General features: G+C 52.6%; 18 protein-coding genes. 14 read left to right on the top strand and 4 right to left on the bottom strand.

The window, feature by feature from the left end:
• The 12 genes from ACK5JN_RS23480 to ACK5JN_RS23425 all read left to right on the top strand — a co-directional run.
• Positions 1-954 (top strand): hypothetical protein (locus tag ACK5JN_RS23480; RefSeq protein ID WP_416872349.1); only part of this gene is annotated, 954 nt, incomplete at its 5' end.
• Positions 955-1312: 358 nt separating this feature from the next.
• Positions 1313-1747, top strand: coding sequence for a hypothetical protein (locus ACK5JN_RS23475; RefSeq protein ID WP_416872348.1), 435 nt, complete (start codon positions 1313-1315; stop codon positions 1745-1747).
• A 102-nt stretch (positions 1748-1849) separates the two neighbouring features.
• The gene (locus tag ACK5JN_RS23470; RefSeq protein ID WP_416872347.1) at positions 1850-2689 is read left to right on the top strand and encodes a hypothetical protein; all 840 of its coding nucleotides are present in this window, start codon (positions 1850-1852) and stop codon (positions 2687-2689) included.
• Between the two features lie 609 nt (positions 2690-3298).
• The gene (locus ACK5JN_RS23465; protein WP_416872346.1) at positions 3299-4120 is read left to right on the top strand and encodes a DUF932 domain-containing protein; all 822 of its coding nucleotides are present in this window, start codon (positions 3299-3301) and stop codon (positions 4118-4120) included.
• 70 nt (positions 4121-4190) lie between these two features.
• Positions 4191-4664, top strand: coding sequence for a RadC family protein (gene radC / locus ACK5JN_RS23460; RefSeq protein ID WP_416872345.1), 474 nt, complete (start codon positions 4191-4193; stop codon positions 4662-4664).
• 44 nt (positions 4665-4708) lie between these two features.
• Positions 4709-5035, top strand: a complete 327-nt coding sequence (locus ACK5JN_RS23455) for a type IV toxin-antitoxin system YeeU family antitoxin (RefSeq protein WP_416872352.1) — start codon at positions 4709-4711, stop codon at positions 5033-5035.
• Between the two features lie 35 nt (positions 5036-5070).
• A complete protein-coding gene (locus ACK5JN_RS23450; RefSeq protein ID WP_416872344.1) occupies positions 5071-5412 on the top strand; it encodes a TA system toxin CbtA family protein in 342 nt (113 codons plus the stop codon).
• A gap of 114 nt (positions 5413-5526) precedes the next feature.
• Positions 5527-6360 (top strand): DUF4942 domain-containing protein, encoded by an 834-nt coding sequence (locus ACK5JN_RS23445; RefSeq protein ID WP_416872343.1) that lies wholly within the window; start codon positions 5527-5529, stop codon positions 6358-6360.
• 66 nt (positions 6361-6426) lie between these two features.
• Positions 6427-6675 carry a CopG family ribbon-helix-helix protein gene (locus ACK5JN_RS23440; protein WP_275150755.1) on the top strand — a complete coding sequence of 83 codons (249 nt, stop codon included), beginning with the start codon at positions 6427-6429 and terminating at the stop codon, positions 6673-6675.
• Between the two features lie 3 nt (positions 6676-6678).
• Positions 6679-6954, top strand: a complete 276-nt coding sequence (locus tag ACK5JN_RS23435) for a type II toxin-antitoxin system RelE/ParE family toxin (protein ID WP_275150756.1) — start codon at positions 6679-6681, stop codon at positions 6952-6954.
• 118 nt (positions 6955-7072) lie between these two features.
• Positions 7073-7861, top strand: coding sequence for a helix-turn-helix transcriptional regulator (locus ACK5JN_RS23430; protein WP_416872342.1), 789 nt, complete (start codon positions 7073-7075; stop codon positions 7859-7861).
• A 213-nt stretch (positions 7862-8074) separates the two neighbouring features.
• A complete protein-coding gene (locus ACK5JN_RS23425) occupies positions 8075-8506 on the top strand; it encodes an OsmC family protein (RefSeq protein ID WP_416872341.1) in 432 nt (143 codons plus the stop codon).
• A 38-nt stretch (positions 8507-8544) separates the two neighbouring features.
• Here the strand turns inward: ACK5JN_RS23425 and ACK5JN_RS23420 are convergent, their stop codons facing one another.
• On the bottom strand, positions 8545-9975 hold the full coding sequence (locus ACK5JN_RS23420; protein WP_416872340.1) for an EAL domain-containing protein: 1431 nt from the start codon (positions 9973-9975) through the stop codon (positions 8545-8547).
• 985 nt (positions 9976-10960) lie between these two features.
• Between ACK5JN_RS23420 and ACK5JN_RS23415 the strand changes: the two genes are divergently transcribed.
• Positions 10961-12355 carry a diguanylate cyclase domain-containing protein gene (locus ACK5JN_RS23415; protein WP_416872339.1) on the top strand — a complete coding sequence of 465 codons (1395 nt, stop codon included), beginning with the start codon at positions 10961-10963 and terminating at the stop codon, positions 12353-12355.
• An 84-nt stretch (positions 12356-12439) separates the two neighbouring features.
• On the opposite strand, the gene ACK5JN_RS23410 is transcribed toward ACK5JN_RS23415, so the two are convergent.
• Entirely contained in the window at positions 12440-13981 is a 1542-nt protein-coding gene (locus ACK5JN_RS23410) for a methyl-accepting chemotaxis protein (protein ID WP_416872338.1), read from the bottom strand.
• 427 nt (positions 13982-14408) lie between these two features.
• Between ACK5JN_RS23410 and ACK5JN_RS23405 the strand changes: the two genes are divergently transcribed.
• Positions 14409-16097, top strand: a complete 1689-nt coding sequence (locus ACK5JN_RS23405) for a methyl-accepting chemotaxis protein (protein ID WP_416872351.1) — start codon at positions 14409-14411, stop codon at positions 16095-16097.
• 61 nt (positions 16098-16158) lie between these two features.
• Here ACK5JN_RS23405 and ACK5JN_RS23400 read toward each other — a convergent pair whose 3' ends face one another.
• Together ACK5JN_RS23400 and ACK5JN_RS23395 are read right to left on the bottom strand one after the other, a co-directional pair.
• Positions 16159-18294: a virulence factor SrfC family protein gene (locus ACK5JN_RS23400; RefSeq protein WP_416872337.1), complete on the bottom strand. Its 2136-nt coding sequence runs from the start codon at positions 18292-18294 to the stop codon at positions 16159-16161.
• Entirely contained in the window at positions 18291-21263 is a 2973-nt protein-coding gene (locus ACK5JN_RS23395; protein WP_416872336.1) for a virulence factor SrfB, read from the bottom strand. Before ACK5JN_RS23395 ends, ACK5JN_RS23400 begins: the two co-directional genes overlap by 4 nt.
• Positions 21264-21265: the final 2 nt, after the last annotated feature.

Genomic DNA, 21265 nt, shown 5'->3' with positions numbered 1-21265 from the left:
CCCGGTGACAGTGTTTCAGAGAGCGACATCAGAAGGTGTCATTTTTATATCCGCTATCTGTCTGAAAAAAATATTTCCGTTTATTCAGCAGGCTATAACCCTGATGAGATATGTGAGTCTATTAATAAAACTTTGCACAGTCATCTGGCATTATCTGTTGAGCGGGCCAGATTCATTGAAGATATGAAGTTGGCATGTGATTACTCGCTGGTGAAAATCGAGGAGTTTAAGTGGTTGGACATAAATGAACGTGCTGCTTATTGGTTCTGGTCATTTTTCCTTACCCCAAAGGAAATGACCGTTCATATGCCCTTTGCATCTGGTTCTACAGATATTCCGGAGATGTCATTTCCATATCCAGTTATAACCCCGGGGAGTATCCGGCCGCTAAGTATCAATGCATCTCATCAAATGCGACTCGAGTCTATTATCCAGTATTTTGACCAGTGGCAACTTGACAGATATATGGATGCCCGGCTTTCAGCTCAGGGTTTTTCTCCCGCTAAAATGAAGTCACAGATTATCATTCAGCTAAAGGCCAGATGGTCGGAAATATACAGCGAGAAAGATCCCTTTGGGTTTATAAAAGACAGAACGGATGAAAATATGTCATGGGCATGGCGTTATATAAAAAACTATCCCCATCCGTTATTTGATCACATAAATCTAACTCCGGTATCAAAGAAAGAAACCGAGCTGGCACTGTACTGCGTATGGGATACAGCACCCGACGATGGCATTGGGAAAAAGTATTTTATGTCTGAGTTTAAAAAAGCATGGAGCCAGAAAAAATTCAGGGATAGCAGTAAAGACACCAGGGTATTGAATACCCGGCTGCCAAAAGATGTAAAAGAGAAACTGGACTTTATGGCCAGGAAATATAATAAAAGCATTGCCGACATGGTGAGTTATCTTATCGAAGGTGCATATCGCTCTCAGAATAAAGATAAATAAGGTAATAATATCCTTACGGCCATTCAACTGTCCTGGGCTGCTCAGATGTCAGCCCGGATATACTTGCTTATTACAGATAATTTCAAACCTATATCACCCAAAGGAATCAGCGTGGTAAACGTTGTCCGGGTTGCTGCAACTTGTTGATCTGTCATACCGATCGATATGTGAAATTATGATAGCCGCCGACTATCAATGTTTGTAAATTGATCGTTTTTGCAATAGATTATAGCGATCAATTTATGGAAACCGATCTGTATTAACGATTATCTCATCCCCTCTCAAATGCATACGATCAGATGGCCTTTTACAGCAGAAGGCCATTTTTCGTTTATAAAACACTCAGTAAGGAACAACTATGTTGAAGATTACCTCTGCCTTGCTTTTCAGCGCAGCATTATTCAGTACCGCTGCGCACGCTGTTATCCAGGAGCAGCAATGGGGGAACTGGTTTGGTAATACCAGCGGAATGGAATTCGGTATTAACGCCGACAATGATGTTGGTGAGCGCATTACCTTCACTTGCGCCGGAGGCCACCTTGGCATCACCTACAGCGTCCTGGCAAAGAACTATTCCGTTTCTTCTGATGCTGGGCTGAAAGAGCCGGGGCTGAACATTAATTCAACCCACTATCAATTAGGCGAAGCTGCATTTATGGCGCTCAAAAACACTGGTGATGAAGGAGTGCTGGAAGTCACTGAAGCCAGTAAACCATTGTCCAAACCGTTCAAAACCACAGGTCTTCAGGAAGCGCTGAAAGAGGTAACCTGGCAGGACTGCATCAGCCGTTAAGCACCTTTCTTCGCAACAGCACTGTTTGCTGTTTTAACCACTCGTTGCTGGAGTTCTGATACGTCCAGCTGAATCAACGACAAATGTCCTCAGGGTGTCACTATGACAGAGTTTATTTCACGCTTATTTATTATCTCCGTGCTTTCATTTCCAGCTCTAAGCTTTGCCATCACCATTCCCGGTAATATTCACCCAGAGCGATACACGTTCTTTCTGACAGATAGAGGCGGTGAAATGCTTCGCGAAATGAACGATGCGGCAGTCAGTGTAAAACTCAACAACAAAGTTGGTTTTAGCGCTGAGGCACAGAGCAAGGCTGCTGCTGCGAACATATCTCCTTTGCTGTATGCAGCATTACCGCTTGAAAAGAACTTCATCCGCTACGACGGTAAACCGGTTAAGGCCCTGACCTGCCTCATCACGACACGCACCATGCCGGGCCAGAATAAAAATTATACTTGGGAGGAAACTTACTGCCTTGATGAAACCGGTGCTGCTTACATTGGCTCAAAAGGCTGGCCGTCACGCGCTATTGTCGAAAAGAGCTGTGAGGTGAGTGCCTCCGGTTGTCCTGTATATCTTGGCCTTCACAATGATCCACCGACCCTGCGGAATGATGCTGCGGAATATATTCCTTACAGCAGCAAACGCGTAAGTGGGCAGAAAGAAAGTAACTCTCAGCCAAAACCAGCAACTGGAGAAATCGTCGCTGAGCAGGACGGTTATGTGGTGAATTATGTCAAAGGTAGCAGTTGTGCTGACAACAAACTGATTGTCAAAAACACAAGCTCCGGGAAAACCGCCGCAATTGCAGGATTAAATGGTTGCTCTTTTGACCCGAAGAATAATGCCGTAATTATCTTCCCTCTAAACGAATACGTCGGCGTTTACAGTGGCCCCACAAACGCTTCTGAGGAAATAGCCTCCGTCGATCTCCCCTAATTACTCACCCGGTCCGGTATACGCCACCTGCGGTACCGGACGTATTATGGACAGACCTATGAAAAGCCCGAAATTCCCTGACGATACAGATACAGAATCACTGGATCTGACCTGGCCTGTTGTTTTCAGCGTCGCAGGACTCACTCTACTAGGAAGTAAGTCGGTCGTATGCCAGACAATGGGAGCCAGCCTGATGACTTTTAGCCTGATAAGGCTCATAAAAAAACTCGCCACTCTTGCCTGAAAGCTAATTTTCGACCAAAGCTGAAGCGTTGCGTTATCAAAGGGCTGGCTGCAATAGCAGAGGACAGAATCAATGATGATGCCTTTGTTTTATCGATGTGCAGCAAAGCGTATGAATGCTTACCTCTGAACATAAGGCGAGTCGTTAAGTACGAATGGTGTCTTCGATGCTTCCAGTACGGTAAGCCCTTCATTCTGCGGCGATTGCAACATCACCAGATCGACAGGCTAACCCCGCCGACATTACCTGACAGTGAACTGCCGCCAGAGCAAGAGCAGTCACCAGCTTCTTCCTGAACATTTCCTTTTCCATCCACCGCCACTCCATTGGAGTGGCTTTTATGCCCATTTTTAAAGGAATCACCTATGACCCGTTTAGCCAGCAGCTTCGGTGCGACCAATCTCGTTCGCCGCGACCGCCCGTTAACCCGCGACGAACTGGCACATTACGTACCCAGCGTTTTCAGCGAAGAGAAGCATGAATCCCGTAGCGATCGCTATACCTACATTCCAACCATCACTTTGCTCGATCACTTGCAACAGGAAGGCTTCCAGCCGTTCTTTGCCTGCCAGACTCGAGTGAGGGACCAGAGTAAGCGGGAACACACCAAACACATGTTGCGCCTTCGCCGCGCAGGACAAATCACCGGCAAGCAGGTGCCGGAAATCATCCTGCTTAACAGTCATGACGGCTCCAGTTCTTACCAGATGTTACCGGGATTATTCAGATCGGTTTGCCAGAATGGGCTGATTTGCGGTGAGAGTTTTGGTGAGGTACGTGTGCCGCATAAAGGCAACGTAGTAGAGAAGGTTATTGAAGGGGCTTACGAAGTACTGGGGATTTTTGATCAAGTAGAAGAGAAGCGTGATGCCATGCAGTCGCTGATGTTACCTCCACCGGCACAGCAGGCACTGGCAAAAGCAGCGCTGACGTATCGTTATAGCGAAGGTCACCAAACGGTGACGGAATCGCAGATACTCTCTTCACGCCGCTGGCAGGACGAAAGCAACGACTTGTGGACCACTTACCAGCGTATTCAGGAAAACTTGATTAAAGGTGGTCTGTCGGGACGAACGACCAAAGGAAAGCGCACCCATACTCGTGCTGTGAGAGGAATCGACGGCGATGTAAAGCTCAATCGCGCGTTGTGGGTGATGGCTGAAAATATGCTGCAACTTGCATCATGAATCGCTTATTCGAGTTTGTTGATAGCCCTGTAACTCCCGGTTGCGGGGCTTTTGCTTTAAAGGAACCCCCATGCCTGAACTGATTTTACCTCCGGCCTTCCCGGTGAATGAACAGCGTATTATCCGCCGCGCCATGCGCCTGCTGGAGAAATACCTGCGCCAGCCTGGTGAGCAGTTTCTTGCCACGAATTGTACGAAAACCTGGCTACAACTGCATCTGGCGCGACAGGAACGAGAAGTCTTTGTCGTGCTCTACCTCGATAATCAACATCGCCTGCTGGAACATGAAACTCTGTTTCTCGGCACGATCAGCCATACCGAAGTTCATCCCCGTGAAATTGTAAAATCTGCACTGCGCTATAACGCAGCAGCGGTGATAGTCGCCCATAACCATCCGTCCGGGATTACGGATGCAAGTAAGGCAGACAGAACCATCACCGCCCAAATTGTAAACGCTCTGGGGCTGGTCGAGGTTCGGGTGCTGGACCATTTCATTATCGGTAATGGCGAAATATTGTCTTTTACTGAACAGGGCTGGCTGTAGCGAGAAATTTCACCTACTTAACGGATATAAAACAGGAAGAAATGATGGATAAACACGATCCCACTGAATGGGGGCTTCGACGCGATATCACGCCGCGTGTAGGAGCACGACTGGTACAGGAAGGAAATCAACTGCATTACCTGGCTGACCGGGCCAGTATCACCGGCACCTTTAATGAAGCTGAGAGCCGCAAGCTGAATGCAGCATTTCCGCACTTCGCGGAGCAGATGGAGTTAATGCTACTCTCCGGCGAACTAAACCCCCGTTATGCGCACTGTGTCACCCTGTACCATGATGGATTTACCTGTGAAGCTGACACGCTTGGCTCTTATGGTTACGTCTACATCGTCATTTACCTTACTCAACGTTGACCGACTTTAGCCTCAACCTTAACGAGAACAACCCCATGAAAACCTTACCTGCAACAACTCAGCGGGCGGCTAAGCCATGCCCGCCGCCCGTGGTTGTCTGGCAAACGCTACTTACCCGTCTGCTGGAGCAACACTATGGCCTGACTCTGAACGACACGCCGTTCTGCGATGAAACAGTCATTCAGGAACATATTAACGCCGGTATCACACTGGCTGATGCCGTTAACTTTCTGGTGGAAAAGTACGAGCTGGTTCGTATCGATCGCAGGGGATTTAACTGTCAGGAACAATCGCCTTATCTACGGGCTGTAGACATTTTGCGGGCGCGGCAGGCAACCGGCCTGTTGCGGCGAAGTCATCATCCTTCGACGCGCTGAATCTTGCGAGCCTCCTTCCCGAATTACATTCCCGATCTGTCTTCCTTATTTACTCATTGCATAACGCGCCAGCCACTCCCGGCAGGCGCGTTTGCTTTTATACGGACAAAAATCATGCAAACAGAAGCTGAAGTTTTAACCGACCATAATGAGCTGATTTGTTCAACCAGTATTGAACGCATTGTTACAGGACGTGATGCTGCGCTGAGCCTGATAGAAATCCTGATCCAGGAGCTTGATGATATCTCACGGCTAACCTCCAGCATCGGTGGTGATGTGGCGGAGCATTGGGCGATGCGACAGGGCCATTCCTTTGACTGCTGGCTGATGCAACCAGTAGATAAAGCGATGCCGGTGATTACCCGCAATATCGATCGCAGTATCTGGCGCGATCTCATGCTGAAGTCCGGGATGTTGACCCTGATGGATGCCGAAGCCCGCAGTCAGTGGGCGAAGAACCTGGAGGAGGGCGATCTCCCGGCTATTAGCGAAGCCAACATCCTGAGTACCTTTGAACAACTCCACCACAATAAACGGGATGTTTTCGAACGTGGGATTATCAATGTATTTAAAGGGTTAAGCTGGGACTACAAAACCAATAATCCCTGCTATTTCGGTAAGAAGATTATCGTCAACAACTTGGTGAAGCACGACCGATGGGGCTACAGCTTGAATTGGGGCTGGCGGCGCGATCAGTTAGCCGATCTGGAGCGAATGCTCTACCTGCTGGATGGGAAGGCCATTCCCGATAACCGGCATGATGTCTCCATCCGGTTTATGGATTTTGTGCGCGATAATCCGCATCAGCAGGTTTTCGAAGACGATTTGTTCACTATTCGCTACTTTCAGAAGGGCAGTGGACATATCACTTTTAAACGCCTGGATCTGGTGGAGAAGATGAATGACATCGTGGCGAAGCACTTTCCGGGAGCCTTGCCTGCGAAATGAGAGATGATGTTTTTATAGGCACCTCTATGCTAATCTTAATAGGAGTTATTAAAGGAGGTAATCCCTATGGGTTCGCTTAATAAACAAACCATCAGCGCACAGATACCCGTTGAATTGGCTGCTGCTGTTGAGAATCTGGCAATTGAGTTAGATCGTTCTAAAAGCTGGATTATTAAGGAAGCGTTGACCAGTATGCTGGCCGAAAGAGAACGGCGTCACCAGAGCATCCAGGCCGGTCTTGCCGATGTGGATGCCGGGCGCGTGGTGAGCCACTCGGACATGGTGGATTTTGCTAATCGCTTAAAGAAATCCTGATAAATGGAAATTTACTGGACGCTTAAAGCTCAGGATGACCTGGAACGTATCTACCGTTTTGCCCTTCAGTACAGCCGCCAGCACGCCGATGACGTTTTGGATCGCCTGATTATTGGCTGTGCTGGTCTTACAGTGCATCCGGCAATTGGCATACAGCAGACTCGGTATGAACCTCGTGAGGTCCGAAAAGTGTTATTCGATGACTATGAGGTTCACTACGAACTCCGTGACAATGATATCTATATCGTGGATCTCTGGCATACCAAAGAAGAACGTTGAAGAGATGCTCTTCACATTAGCGAGTATTTCCCACTAGCTTAAAACTCATTTTTGTGTTTTTTACTCTTTATTGTGTTTTAATGATATCCATTACTTCTTGGTAAGTGGGGAGGGCATCATGCAAAACAAAATCAAAGAACTTCGTACTCAACTATCAATCACTCAGCGTGAATTGGCGGATATGGTTGGTACCAGCCAACAGCAGATCCAGCGTATAGAGACAGGGAAAGTTGCGGCCAAGTTAGGACTGGCGCAGGCGATAAGCGCTGTCTTAAAGAAACCATTGAATGCAGTTTTTCCTGGTAACGATACTTTATTGCAAAAAGTGCGCAATCAAAGTAGCCGTAGTGATGATGATCTGGAAAGCATCGCCGCTAGTGGTATTGAAATGGATGGCTGCATTTGGACGGTGAAACTCTGGTTACGAGGGCAGCAAGATTATTTGCTGTTACCCATTTCCCCGGCTGATAAGCGTCGTTTTTACTCATACTTTCAGGAAAGAGCAGCGCCTGATTATGAGCATTTCTTTGTTTTCGACTCTGAACAGCATCGTTATGCCTTAAATGCCCGAGAGGTGATTTTCCACCAATTCTTGTTTGATGGTTTTCCACCTATCCCTAATGAAGAGGCAAATGAAGGAAGATATGGGAATGTCCATATCACCATGGTGAACGGTGGTCCGGTTATTGAGCTTTACTGTGAGCCAGATGAGTCCGAGGACGAAAGTAATGGCGATATCGGTCAGTTGAATGCATTTTTTGACATTTTGGAATCAGAGTCGGAATCAACCGAGAGGTATCAGTTAACCGACATAGATGGAGAAGATGCTTTCATCCGTATTGGTTCTATTGCGATGGTGCGAATCGCGCTTGACGCGTTAGAGCCTGTGGAAGACGATGAGGAGTAATTGTTGAGTTAGCTAAGACTTCAGAGAATCGCGTTGAGTATACATGTGAGTATATATGGCGGTTCTCTTATTTTTCAATTTCAATTGTTTCAGTTGGTTACGTCGAGAATCGCGGTGCGGCCTTCGCCCCCAACCTCTTCCTCTCCCCCAATTCCCCCATACCTCCCCCACGCCGTCTATACTCATTCTCTCGCAGTCAAAAAGGAGTCAAAAATGACGATTCATAAGAAAGGTCAGGCGCGCTGGGAAGGGGATTTAAAACACGGTAAAGGTACCGTCTCAACGGAAAGCGGCGTGTTGGATCGGCAGCCCTACGGCTTTAACACCCGATTTGAAGGCGCAAAAGGTACCAACCCCGAGGAGCTGATCGGCGCGGCGCATGCGGCCTGTTTCTCGATGGCGCTCTCGTTAATGCTGGGCGAAGCGGGCTATACCGCCGACCATATCGATACGGTGGCGGATGTGTCGCTGGATAAAACCGACGGCGGCTTTGCTATTACCCGGGTGGCGCTGAAAAGCAACGTCGCGGTGCCCGGCATTGATGAAAAAAACTTTGATGACATCATTCAGAAAGCAAAGGCCGGCTGTCCGGTGTCGCAGCTGCTGAAAGCGGAAATCACTCTCGATTATCAGCTTAATGCCTGATAACTCACGGCCCGGCACGTGGATGCCGGGCGATAAGCTTATGCTGAGCCGTTCGACCGCTTGAGCCACAGGGAATAAAACTCTTTTCCCGTCACCGGTTTACCGTAGTAGAACCCCTGTAGCCAGCTTGGTTTGAGGGTTTTCATAATCTCAATCTGCATCTCCGTTTCAACCCCCTCGACGACGGTTTTCATTGCCATTTTGTTGGAGATATCAATGATGCTGGCGATCAGATGCATATGCGCATTTTCAGGGGTAATACGGTTGATGAACTTGCGGTCAATCTTAAGGATATCAAGCGTATAATCCTCTAAATAGCTGAGGTTAGAATAGCCGGTGCCGAAGTCATCAATGGCGATTAATATGCCCAGTTCCTGCAGCCTGGAGAACGTTTCATTAATCTGCTTATTGTCGTTCAATAACTCGCTTTCGGTGATCTCGACGACCAGACGAACCTTATTGGCTTTAAAATCCTTCAGGAACAGGCGACAGTCGTCGATGATCTCGCCGGACAAAATGTGCTGCGAACTGAAGTTGATGCTGACGTGAAATCCGTCAGGCAGCGAAGACTGTAGAGGCAGCAGCCAGCGCTTCACCTGCGCCATTAGCTGACGTGTCATGGGCACGATAAGCCCGGACTCTTCCGCCAGCGGGATGAACTGGTTCGGGGGAATAATGCCATCGTCGGGTGAAATCCAGCGCGCGAGCACTTCGCAGCCCACCAGCTGTTCGGTCTGTGTCGACATCTGCGGCTGGAAATAGGGCTGGATTTCTCCCTTCTCTATTGCCATTTCAAATTTGGTGCGCAGGGACTTGGGCTTACCGATAATGCGCCAGACGCCAAAGCCGATTGCCGGACCGGCGAAAAGAAACAGCAGGAACAGCGTCATTTCGGACAGCAGCTGTTGCAGGCAGTTACGCTGGTCGAGGGTATGGTAAATCACCGAATAGTCGTAGCGGGAGGATTGTGCCGTTTTCTCCCTGCTTTCAGATGCGTTAAGTTGAGGAAGCCGGGCGCTGACTTTACCCTGGCTATCAAGATATTCTGAACCGATATTGATGTAGAAGTTTTCAGTCTGGCTGCGTCCTGCCAGATCGTTATTAAAATAGAATGTCGGAATGCTGGCGATAAGCTCGTATGGCCCGTAGGTCCGCTTCAGGTTGACCGTCATGGTGACTTTTAACGGAATCGGGCCGTAGCTCAGGGAGAGCGATTTACCATTCTGAAAGTAGTTTTCCACCGGTAAATAGGTATTGCCCGAGGCTGATGTACAGACGATCGTTTGATTGTCCACAACGCTGAAAGAGCGGGAGTAGGGCGTCAAGGTTGCCAGCTGGCTGAGCGCGGGACCGGTGACGTTGCACACGCCGTTGAAGAGCTCTGCGGCTTTGGTCATTGAACCGGTAACGGTGTCCAGCATCTGATCGATTCTCAGCACGGCGCTATCGAGTGCAAGCTCATCATCCATATTATTTTTACTTTCTACTTCAGTAACAATAATAAAGGCCCCGATAAGCCACATGCACAGCCCGCAAAGGGTTGATACAAGCGCTTTTTTTACCAACTGACTGTTTTTTTTCACCAGACGTTCCTAACTGTAAAGCAAGCGCAGGTTAGCTCCGCCCAACTTCAAAAATGATCCCCGGAGGGCCCGGATTACAGATGATGTAGTGCAATGATGATATGTGGTTCAACAAACTACGATCGGGTCAATAAAAAATGCCTGATATTACTCGGCAATAATGAACTAACCAATTCAGGAATTAATTATAATATATTAAATGTCTTAAAGTATACCGGGCCAATCCGCTGAAATACCCAAGTTAATACAACCTATTTACCTGTTTGGTGTATGCAGTGTAAATATTCTTATGGTTTTTCAAAAGTTGTTGATATTTTAATGTTGTTAGAGAATGATGTCATTTGATTTATATTTGGCGAAAACTTGCCAGATGATTAAAATCAGCAATGGTAAACCTGGGTTAAACAAAGTTTTATTATTCATGACTCTGAAAAATTAATGTTTTAATTCGTGATGGAAATAGTTAATGACTTGTTTTTAAGAAAAAATAAATGAACCAACAAATAGGGGGAAGGATGCCGAAGATGTTAACCTTGTGATCTGTTTGAACGATCGAATAGGCAAAAACAATAGTTAATGGCTATCAGTGATTCTGCTATCGATCGTTCTATCCTGTTTGCTCAGTGTGGCTCTTTATACTACTATCGGTGGTTATAAGTATAATACCTCGGCATATTCGAGTTTTGGATTCTTTTATGGTGAATAGTTTATCCAGGAAGATGCCATTATAATTTACCGCCCCTCTTGTACGAGAAAGACGTTGAACTTTTCAAAAAAAATAAATGTTGGCCTCTTTATTTCAGTCGTTATTATGCTGATGACGGGTTATTACGTCGTAGAGAGTCTGAAATCTCGGGTTAGCAAGGTGTATATGGATATTAGTCGGAATTACTCGGCTAATATCGGGAAGCTTTATATTGAAAGAATCCTGCACGGCATTGAAACTAAAATTATTACGGCGAGCCGTGAACTGGGGCATACGGACCTTAGCAATGAAGCCGTGAAGGATGACATTTCCAGAACCGCGCTGGCGATTCTGAATAACTCACCGGAGCTGGATGCGGTTGTTATGGCTGATAAAGATGGCCATTTTGTCCGCGTGCCCGATAACAACTATCAGGATCTGTTCCCCAATGGGAAAATCAAAGATCGAGAGTGGTTTATCCATGACGCCAACTCTGCGACGCATATCCGGTTTACTGAACCCCATAATGACTCTTTCACCGGCATTTCAACCGTCACCGTCTCAACCCCGCTGATCAACGCACTTGGGCGTTTTAACGGCATCCTGGCTTTTGATATTAATCTGTCGCAAATCAGCCGTAATATGGAAAAAATGTCGCCGCCGATTGAAGGGCACATCGTGTTACTTTCGAGCAGCGGGCAGGTGATTGCCGACGACATGATCGATAATGTCTGGCAGCCGGATAATATTGAGCAAATCTATCCGCTGTTAAAGAAAAACAGCGGTACCTATTACGATGATGTCAGCAAGTCGTGGTTTTTCTCCTACCAGTTTGAAGGCCCGCGCTGGACGCTTATCTATAGCGTCAGCGACAGCAATCTGAAGCAGCAGGTTTGGGACGATACCCAGGAAGTTCTCTACGGGTTTATTACCTTTATGGTGGTGCTGCTGACCTTCGGCTTTTTCCTGAAATATCACTGGGAGAAAAAGCTGGTCAGTATTATCGGGCACATCAAGACCGGTACGCCACAAGGTTATGATAATCTTGAGTACTTCCTTTCTGAGGAAATTAACCGTACCAAGCATCGTGAAAAAACGCTCACCGATGAGAGCCAACGAGATGTCCTGACCGGCGCGCTGAACCGCCGGGCGCTGGAACTGGCGCTGGATAAGAAGATCGCCAAACAGGAACATTTTTCGTTCTCGCTGCTGGATATTGATAACTTCAAAACCATCAACGATCGTTTCGGCCACGTGGTGGGCGATGATGTGTTGAAATTTATCTCCTTTACCTGCCGTAATCTCCTCGAAGGCTATGGCTGCCAGCTATATCGCTATGGCGGGGAAGAGTTCGCCATTCTGTTCAATCGCATGAATGCGGAACAGGCGTTTCATGTGCTGGAGAAATGTCATGCCGCGCTGCGCGATCGTGAGTGGCGCGAAGAGGGGCTACAGGTGACGTTTAGCGCCGGGCTGGCGCGGTGGCAGGGGCAGGAAAAACAGGTGCTGGTTGAACACGTTGATAGCCTGTTGTATCAGGCGAAACAGGCAGGTAAGAACCAGACGGTGATGACGAGTTGACGAGCAAAAAGCGGCCAGCTTAATATGAAAAGGGGACGAAATATCGTCCCCTTTTTGCGCCAATGGTGGCGGTGAAAAGCGTGATTATGGCAGGCGGAAAGCGGAAACGGCCTGCGTCATTGTGTGGGTTTGCTCCTCCAGCGACGCCGCAGCCGATGCCGACTGCTGAACCAGCGCCGCATTCTGCTGCGTGACGCTGTCCATCTCGTTGACGGCCTGCTCAATTTGCATAATGCCGCGGCTTTGTTCGTCCGAAGCAATGGAGATATGCTCCATCAACCCGTTAACCTTATTCACTGAATTGATGATTTCAGAGATCGCCGCGCCGGTACGCTGCACCTGCTGGGAGCCGCTGTGAACGTTTTTAACCGACTCGGTAATCAGCCCTTCGATCTCTTTGGCCGCCACGGCGCTGCGCTGCGCCAGGCTGCGGACTTCACTGGCGACCACCGCAAAACCACGCCCCTGGGTGCCCGCCCGTGCGGCTTCCACCGCCGCGTTCAGCGCCAGAATATTGGTCTGAAAGGCAATGCCATTAATCACGCTGGTGATATCTTCAATTTTGCGGGAATTGGTGGTGATGCGATCCATCGTGCCGATCACCTCCTGCGCCACTTTCTCCCCCTCGCGCGCGTTTTTGACCGCTTCACGGGTAAGGTGGCTGGCCTGCGCGACGTTATCCGTGTTGTTTTTCACCGTTGCGGAGACCTGCTCCATGCTGGCGGCCGTCTCGGTTAGCGCCGCGGCCTGCTGCTCGGTGCGGGAGGCTAAGTCAATGTTGCCGCTGGCAATGTCGCGGGATGCCTGGGCAACCGTCTGGCTGGAATCGCGAACCTGACCGATAATGCGTACCAGCGATTGCCGCATCTGCTCCATGCTGTCCTGAAGCCGATCGAGTTCATTGTGCGAACGCGCGTGAGTGATGATCGGCCGGTCCAGCTGGCCTGCGGCGATCTGCTGGCACTGTTCGCCAATCTGCTGGATCGGGTTAAAGACATAGCGCTTCATCAGCAGCTGTACGCCAGCAATCACCAGCAGGAACAGGGCGACGAAGGTGAAGATAGCGCCGATGCCAAAGCGGAAGTTGCTTTTCGCCTCCGCGTTGAGCGTTCTGGCGTAGTCCTGATGAATGGCCAACACGTTGTCCAGCTGGATCTCAAACTGGCGGTCGTAGGAGGCGATCTGTGGGATCAGGGCGTTAAACTGCGCGGCGCTGTTTGACTGCGCGGCGGCCAGCAGCGGGACAAGCGCCTGATTGCGGTAGTTTTGCCACGCCTCCACGTAGAGTGCGACGCTGGCGTGCTCGTTTTTGAGCTTTGGTGCCTCGCTGAAGGCTCTGAAGGAGTCATCCGCTTTGGCCATGACGGCTTTGATGCCCTCCAGGCGTTCGGCGGCGGAGGTTAAATTCCCCTTTTCCAGCAGGTGCATATATTCCATCACCTGTACCCGCATTGTGCGGCTATGGTTGATGGGATCGATAATCGACAGAACAACCTGGATTTCTTTATTCACGTTATCCAGAGAGCGGTTGCTTTGCACCATCAGCCACATATTTGAGGTGGCGTTAACGGCGAAGAAGGCGAGCAGTAACAAAAGTACAATCAGGGAGGTTTTTTTTAATGACATACGTGAGCCTATAAATGTTCAGCACATATCATTGTGATATCGGCAGAAGCTTGAAAAAATGAAAGAATTTACCGATTCTTTTGCCAATTTTACGTTTCCGCACCGCGTGAGTTTATGCAGTCAATAAGCAGTCTGCTGTCGCTGTGATCCATTTCCCCTCGTCGCGCCTACCGTTGCGTATTTTTTCGGCAATGGTGGAGGAAGGTGTCTCGCCCTCCCGGTGAACATCCTCTTTTTCCTAATGTTTTATACGCTCATTTCACTTCATTAGCGGGTTTAAGGCTCGTTTTCCCGCAGTTCTGCACGCTTGTTTGAATAGAAATATAAATAATCCTAATGAAATCTAATTTCGCTTGTGAGCAGGGTTTAGTTTTTTTTTGCAAAAACCGATTATTTAACTAGTAGACCCTCTCAGGAAATAAATATGATGTTAAATCGAATAAAAATCGTTACCAGTTTGATGATCGCTCTGGGTTTGCTGGGAGCGCTGCAACTCTTCTCCAGCGGGCTATTTTTCAACGTATTGAATCACGATCAGGATAACCTGGCGCATTTACAGCAGATTAGTGAAAAGCAGGAGACGCTGAACAAAACCTGGTCAGCGATGCTGCAAACGCGTAACTCGCTGAATCGCACGGCGTTACGTCATATGCTGGACATGAATAATATGGGCGCGGGCGCAACCGTACCTGAGCTGCTCAGCATTGCCGAAACGACGCTGAAGCAGGCCAACGGACTGTGGAGTACCCACCGATCTATCGAGATCGACCCGCGAACCAACCGTACGGTGATTACCCAGCTTGAACGTGATTTTGATAGTTACTACAACGCGCTAGGGGAGCTGATTAAGCTACTGGCCGCGGGCGATCTTGACGGCGCGCTCGACCAGCCGACCCAGCGTTTCCAGGATCAGCTGGAAGAGAGCTATAACCAGTATTTGCATGAAAACGGGCGAATTCATCAGCTGGTCAACCAGGATTCGGCCAGTTCCATGGGTATGGCAAAATGGACGCTGGCGGGCGTGCTGCTGGGCATTATGCTGATCTTTAGCCTCGTGTGGTACGGCATCCGCCAGATTCTGTTGAAGCCGCTGCACTCGCTGCTGGAAAGCATCCGCCTGATTGCGCGCGGTGATTTGGTTTGCAAGATCGATGTGCAGGGCAGCAACGAAATCGGCGAGCTGGCGTCCACGCTGCGTGATATGCAGGCCGAGCTGGCGCGCACCGTCGGCGAGGTTCGTATCGGGGCGGATGCCATCTATACCGGGGCAATGGAAATTTCGGTAGGCAATAACGATCTTTCCGCCCGCACCGAGCAGCAGGCCGCGTCGCTGGAACAAACGGCGGCGAGTATGGAAGAGCTGACCGCGACGGTTAAACAGAATGCCGAAAACGCCCAGCAGGCCAGCCATCTGGCGCTGAGCGCCTCCGAGACGGCGGGACGCGGCGGCAAGGTGGTGGAAAACGTGGTCACCACCATGACCGAAATTGCCGGCAGTTCACAGAAAATCGCCGATATCACCAGCGTGATTGATGGCATCGCCTTCCAGACCAATATTCTGGCGCTGAACGCGGCGGTGGAAGCCGCGCGAGCGGGTGAGCAGGGGCGTGGTTTTGCGGTGGTCGCCAGTGAAGTCCGCAGCCTGGCACAGCGCAGCGCGCAGGCGGCAAAAGAGATTAAGATCTTAATTGATGAGTCGGTCAACAAGGTCTCTACCGGTTCTACGCTGGTCGAAAGCGCGGGCGAAACCATGAATGAAATCGTGGGTGCCGTGACGCGGGTTACCGACATCATGAGCGAAATCGCCTCGGCTTCTGAAGAGCAGAGTCGCGGTATTGAGCAGGTGAGCGTCGCGGTGGCGGAGATGGATCGCGTGACCCAGCAGAACACGTCGCTGGTTGAGGAGTCCGCTACCGCAGCGGCGGCGCTGGAAGAGCAGGCGAGCCGTCTGAATCAGGCCGTCGCGGTATTCCATATTCATCATACGCATGAAACCCCAACGCTAAAAACGCCGCAGGTGCGTCAACATGTTGAGAAAAAGGCAGTAGCGTCTCAGCCCGCCCCGAAGCCGGCTGAGGTGAAGAAAGACGATACCGATGGCTGGGAAACGTTCTGATTTCCGCCAGGTGATGAAAAAGCGACAACTAAGGTTGTCGCTTTTTTTATGGCCTGTGCGGCTAAGCGTGAGGCACGGCGCTGGCGTTGAGGATCTTTTGTAACGCCAGCCGCTGCGGTTGTGCAATCTCGCTCGGCGTTTGCGCGGTATGTTCCAGGCCGCGATGGTACAGCGCAACCAGCCAGTCATAGATATAGCGGATATGCCCTGTAAACTGCTCTTCCCCCAACGACGTCAGGCGCTGGCTGGCGCTGGCCTGCGCCGCCGGTTCAAAGACCGCCTTACCCAGGTTGACCTTGCTTGCAGGCCGCTGTGCAGGCGGCGTGTGCTGATACCCAAGCCAGCTAATAAAATCGCTCAGCACGTTGGCGGCGCAGGTCTGGCCGCGCACCATATCGTTTTCATACGGCGCCAGCGCCCGTTCGAGCTGCTTGTCCAGCGCCTGATGATAGGCGGTGGCGATAATCACCTCGCACAGTCCGCGCAGGCGCTCGGCAGGGATGTCCAACTGTGCGAGCACCTGCGGTTTCCCGCTAAGCTGGCGCACATGATTTACCCAGCGCTGAAAAATCAGCGCCGCAAACCGCGAATCATTTTGCGGTGCGGCGGGGCTGGCGCTATCGCCGGCGAACAGGTCCAGATCCAGCCCCGGGGTCAGCGTCTGCGCGGGCTTTTGCTGGAACTGCAGCCCGCACTGTTTGATGGCGCTGCGCGATAGGGTGAGCAGCCCGGTCAGTTCGCCAAAATGGGCCGCCTGAGATTGCAGGCCGCGAACCAGCGTTTCGACCTCTTTTGCCGTGCCAATTTCGGGGGCGAGTAAATCGGCAACCTGCGCCTGAAGCCGTGCCTGGCAAGCCGACTCCAGCCCCGCGAACCGCTGTTCTCGGGACGCGGGGCTCAGGGCGTCGGTCAACCACTCCCGCAGGCGGAACAGGTTGCGGCGATCCATCGCCTGGAGGATCCCCCAATGCTTACCCGCGCGGCTCAGCAGGCGCTGTACGCCGTCATCGAGGTGGCCTTGATCGCTAAAACGCCGATCGAAAGGCGTTACCGCCCAGACCAGGCGCGGCAGGGCGCTATCGACTCGACCCTGGGTTCGGTCCAGCCAGTCGCTCAGCTGGGTGGCGGTCTGCGTCATGCCGGATTGCTCGCTGGCCGGGTTGCAGAGCAGCAGCGTATCGGGCAGCAGACGGCGGGCAAAGGCATCCAGCTCGCCGATCGGAATATCGATAATGTCGATTTCGCCCGGCGTGGCCTGCTCGCTTAGCGACAGGTTAACGCACAGGCACAGGCTGGCCAGCCTCTGGCGGCTGATGCTGACGTGCTGCTGAATCACGCCATCGTGCAGCGGGCAGACCAGCACGTCTTCATCGTGGATCTGAACGCCCGCCGGGGCCGGAAACAGAAACCCGTCGGCTGGCAGCATAAAGTTGTCGACCAGCAGGCTCGCAGGGGCCAGCACGCTGCCGGCATGCCCCGTTTGCGCCAGGGTCAGCGCCAGCGCTTCCCAGGCGGCGGTCACCACGGGGTCTTCTCCCCACAGCAGCCCCAGAAGCGAGGCGCGATCGTGAATGCTTAACGATTCCGCCAGCTCCGCCATCTGATAGATCAGGCCGTCATCGGGGCCTTCGTCGTTGCCCAGGAAGGTGCGCCACTCTTGCGCCACCGTAGCAAACTGATGCCGCGTCATTCCAGGCGCAGGCTGCGCCAGGCGGTAGGGATGAAGCGCGGTGATGCGGGCGCTAACGTCGCTGGCGGTGATAGCCCGCGCGTCCGGGCGGGCGTGGTAGCGGCGCATGAGCTTTATCGCCAGCTCGCTCTCGTCGAACAGCTCCAGCAGCAGCGGGTAGTTCTCGCTTTGCGGCAGCGGCGCGTGGGTAAAGCGCACCGCCATCAGCGGTGAGACGCCGGGATTAATATGCAGCAGATAGTTGAACGTTTTATCGCCCAGCTGGACGCCCGGCCAGTCGCCCTCTTCGCACAGCAGGGTGCTCAGCAGGTGATGCTTGCCTTCCGTTGAATGGCCGTAAAGCCCCAGCGTAAGGGGAGCGCTCGACAGAGCGTCCAGCGCCTGCCCGGCGATTGGCGACAGGCGGCCCAGGCGGTTGTCGGCCTCAATTTCCAGCCGCGGCGAGCGTGTACGGTTAGTGGCTATCCAGCGTTCAAGCGCCTGGAGCGTAAGGGTTGATTGATTCATTTGGTATAGACGCTCCCGCTGTCAATCCAGTAGTGGTTTTCACCGCGATAGCTGTTGGCTAGCGTATTCAGTTTCAGGCTCAGCATGTCAAGCGCGACGGGCGTGCCGTCCTGCATCCAGGCTTCGGCGATCGCGACGCCGCATTTGGCTGGGTCATACCGCAGCCGAACGGAGATCACCCCATCGCCGGCGATATGTTTTGCCAGCGCCGCGGAGTTTATCTTCAGCAGATACAGCGGTGAAGCGGGCCAGCGCACGTCTGCGAGCTGGCGAAAACCCAGACACACGTTGCCGCGCAGCGGAAACTGCAGCCGGGTATCCAGCCGGGCGTGGGGATTATCGAGATCGATATCGTCGTACCAGATGTTCTCTTTGCTCAGCGTATGGCTGCCGTCCAGCACGCCAAGATGGCGCAGCGTGGAGTAGGCCTGAATATCCGCAGCTTTAAAGTTGAACCCCGGCAGGCGCAGATCCATCGCCAGGCTGCACAGCATCGCGCCGAGGGCCGCCGTCGATTTAGGGTTGCCAATCCGCCCCTGACGGCCGAACGGGAAGCGCTCGTGAATCGGGTAGTTTTCCAGCCAGTGAATGCGGTTAACCGGCACCGGCTGTAACGAGCGCAGCAGCGTCTGGATACCCGGCAGGCAGGCGGGTCGCCCGGTAATCAGCAGGACATCGCAGCAGTAGTGCGAAATCACTTCGCACAGCGCTTTGAGCGGCGTGACGATCGAAAAGCGGCCGCTCGCCATCGCCTCATCCAGCGTGCGCATTTCCACCCGCAGCGGCACATCGAGCACATTAAAGCCGAGGCTTTCCGGCGGCAGCAGCGGGTGCACCGTTTTGTGAATCGCGTTCAGCACGTTATCGGTTAACGCATGGGGCAGGAGTGTTCCGAAGGTGCCGTCGAGCACCGTTTCGCGCTGCAGCGCGTCGCTCTGTTCCCAGCGGGACAAAACGGCGTGGCCCAGCGGGATCAGCAGCTGGAGCGTCATCTGCTGGCGCAGAACGCGGTGGCTGTCGGTTTGCCCGGCTTCGCCAAACAGCTGTGTCATCACTTCAGAGGCGTCCGCCACGCCCGCATCCTGCAGCGCTTTTTGCATCGCGGGCAGCACGCAAAGCTGGACGACGTCGAGCAGAATGTCGTCGCCCGCCACCTTAAAGCCTTCACGGAACAGCAGGCGCGGCGCGATTTTGACATTGCTCCCCAGGCCGCCATCCAGCTGGTATTGGGTAATCGCCATGTCCGTTGTGCCGCCGCCGATATCGATCGACGCGACGCGCAGCGTGGAGCCTGGCGGTTCATCGGCGGCCAGCTGGCGTTCCGGGCGCGCAAGGCTGCGGAAGAACGCATCGCTGTGGCCGGCATAGTTAATCAGCGCTTCATTGTACAGCCACACCAGCTGGCCGCAGGTGGCTTCATCCCACTCCATATGAACCGTCGCGGCAGGCACCGTCGTGTGCTCTTCGCCGCGGCGCGCGGAAAAATCATCATCCTGCGGGTGCCATCCCATCGCCTTCCAGATCAGTGCGATGGCCTCTTCCGTACGCTGACGGAAGATCTCGCGTTCCTGTTTTGGCATCGCGGAGGGCAGCGTCAGGATCAAATGCCGCAGGCGGCGAGGCGCGCCGCTGTGGCCGAGCGACTGGCGGTGGCTGACGCTGTTGATCTGCGATAGCGCCTGCGCCAGCAGTTCGCAGAGCATCATGGTCATCAGCGAGCTGCGGCTGTAGGTCGGAATGAATACCGGCAGGCGTTCGTCCATCGGCTGACGGTACAGCGGTTCGCCGTCGTCATTCATCAGCGTCATCAGCGGCATGCCGGTAGCCTGCGGCTCCTGAAGATTTTTCCCGGCGGGCTGGCTGAAACGCCAGGCCTGATGCGCCGGGGTATCGTCCCACAGATAGCGGCGCGGGCTGGAGATGCCGCTGGCACCTTCCGTACCCTGACGCTGGGTGGCCAGCGCCAGGGCCTCGTCGCCGATGCGGGCGATGGAAGGCCAGGCGAAGGCATCATCTCTGCCGCTTTCCATCGAGAAGTGCGGTTTGCCAAAGCGCGCTTCGCTGAACTCCAGATAGCTGGAGAACAGGCCGTCGCTAAAGCAGTGCGGCTGGCTGAGGGAGCGAATCGCCAGTTCGGTACACTGGCGTAGCCCTTCGTTTTGCACGCCATGATCTTCAATCAGCACGCCGCAGGTGTGGGTATTACCGACGTCGAGCACCAGATCGACGGCGATCGGCGGTACGTGCAGCGTTTCGCTGACGATCTGGATTTCCGGCACCTGCAGCTGCTCGGCCAGCATCTCCAGCACGTTCAGGTAGTGTCCCTGGTACTCAAAGGCCTTCAGCGCGGCGTTAATCTCACGGTCGCTATAGTCTTCATGCTGCTGGATGTAGTGCATAAACGCGTCGCGCAGCCAGCCGTTGACCCAGGTTTGATCGAGGAATTCGCTCAGCTCGTGGTTGCGCCACGCGAGCATAAAGTGGGTGCCGTTACGGACATCGGCCGCACTCGGCGCCAGCGCGCTGCCCGGATCGCTGTCGGCCACCACCTGGGTATCGAACGCCAGGCAAATACGTAATGTGTTGCCAGCGGCATCGGGGGTATCGAGGAGGTGAAACTGCACGCGAGCCCAGTTATCCGGCCCGCCGGTAAAGGTGCGACGGGCGCTGGTGCGCAGGAAAGGCAGCGGCAGCCAGATGCCGTTGAGGATCTTCAGCGATCGTTCAAGCGGCCAGCTGTTTTCCGGGCGGACGATTTCACTTGAACCGTGCTCTTCGTCGGCGAGGATATACTTTTCGATCTGCGCATCAAAGTCGAGGCGGAGCAGCGGGCCGTTGGCGCTTTGGCGCACGAAGCCGCCGCGGCCGGGCGCGGACATTTCCGGGCGCAGGCCAAAATCGAGGAACTGGATGCCGCTGTTTTTAATCAGTGAAACGGCAGATTTATAGGCGATAAGATTTGCCAGCATGG

This window comes from Kluyvera sp. (genome assembly GCF_047971185.1).
Lineage (GTDB): Bacteria > Pseudomonadota > Gammaproteobacteria > Enterobacterales > Enterobacteriaceae > Kluyvera.
Note: the sequence above shows the minus strand (reverse complement) of the source record. Positions and strands in the feature narration are given on the sequence as shown.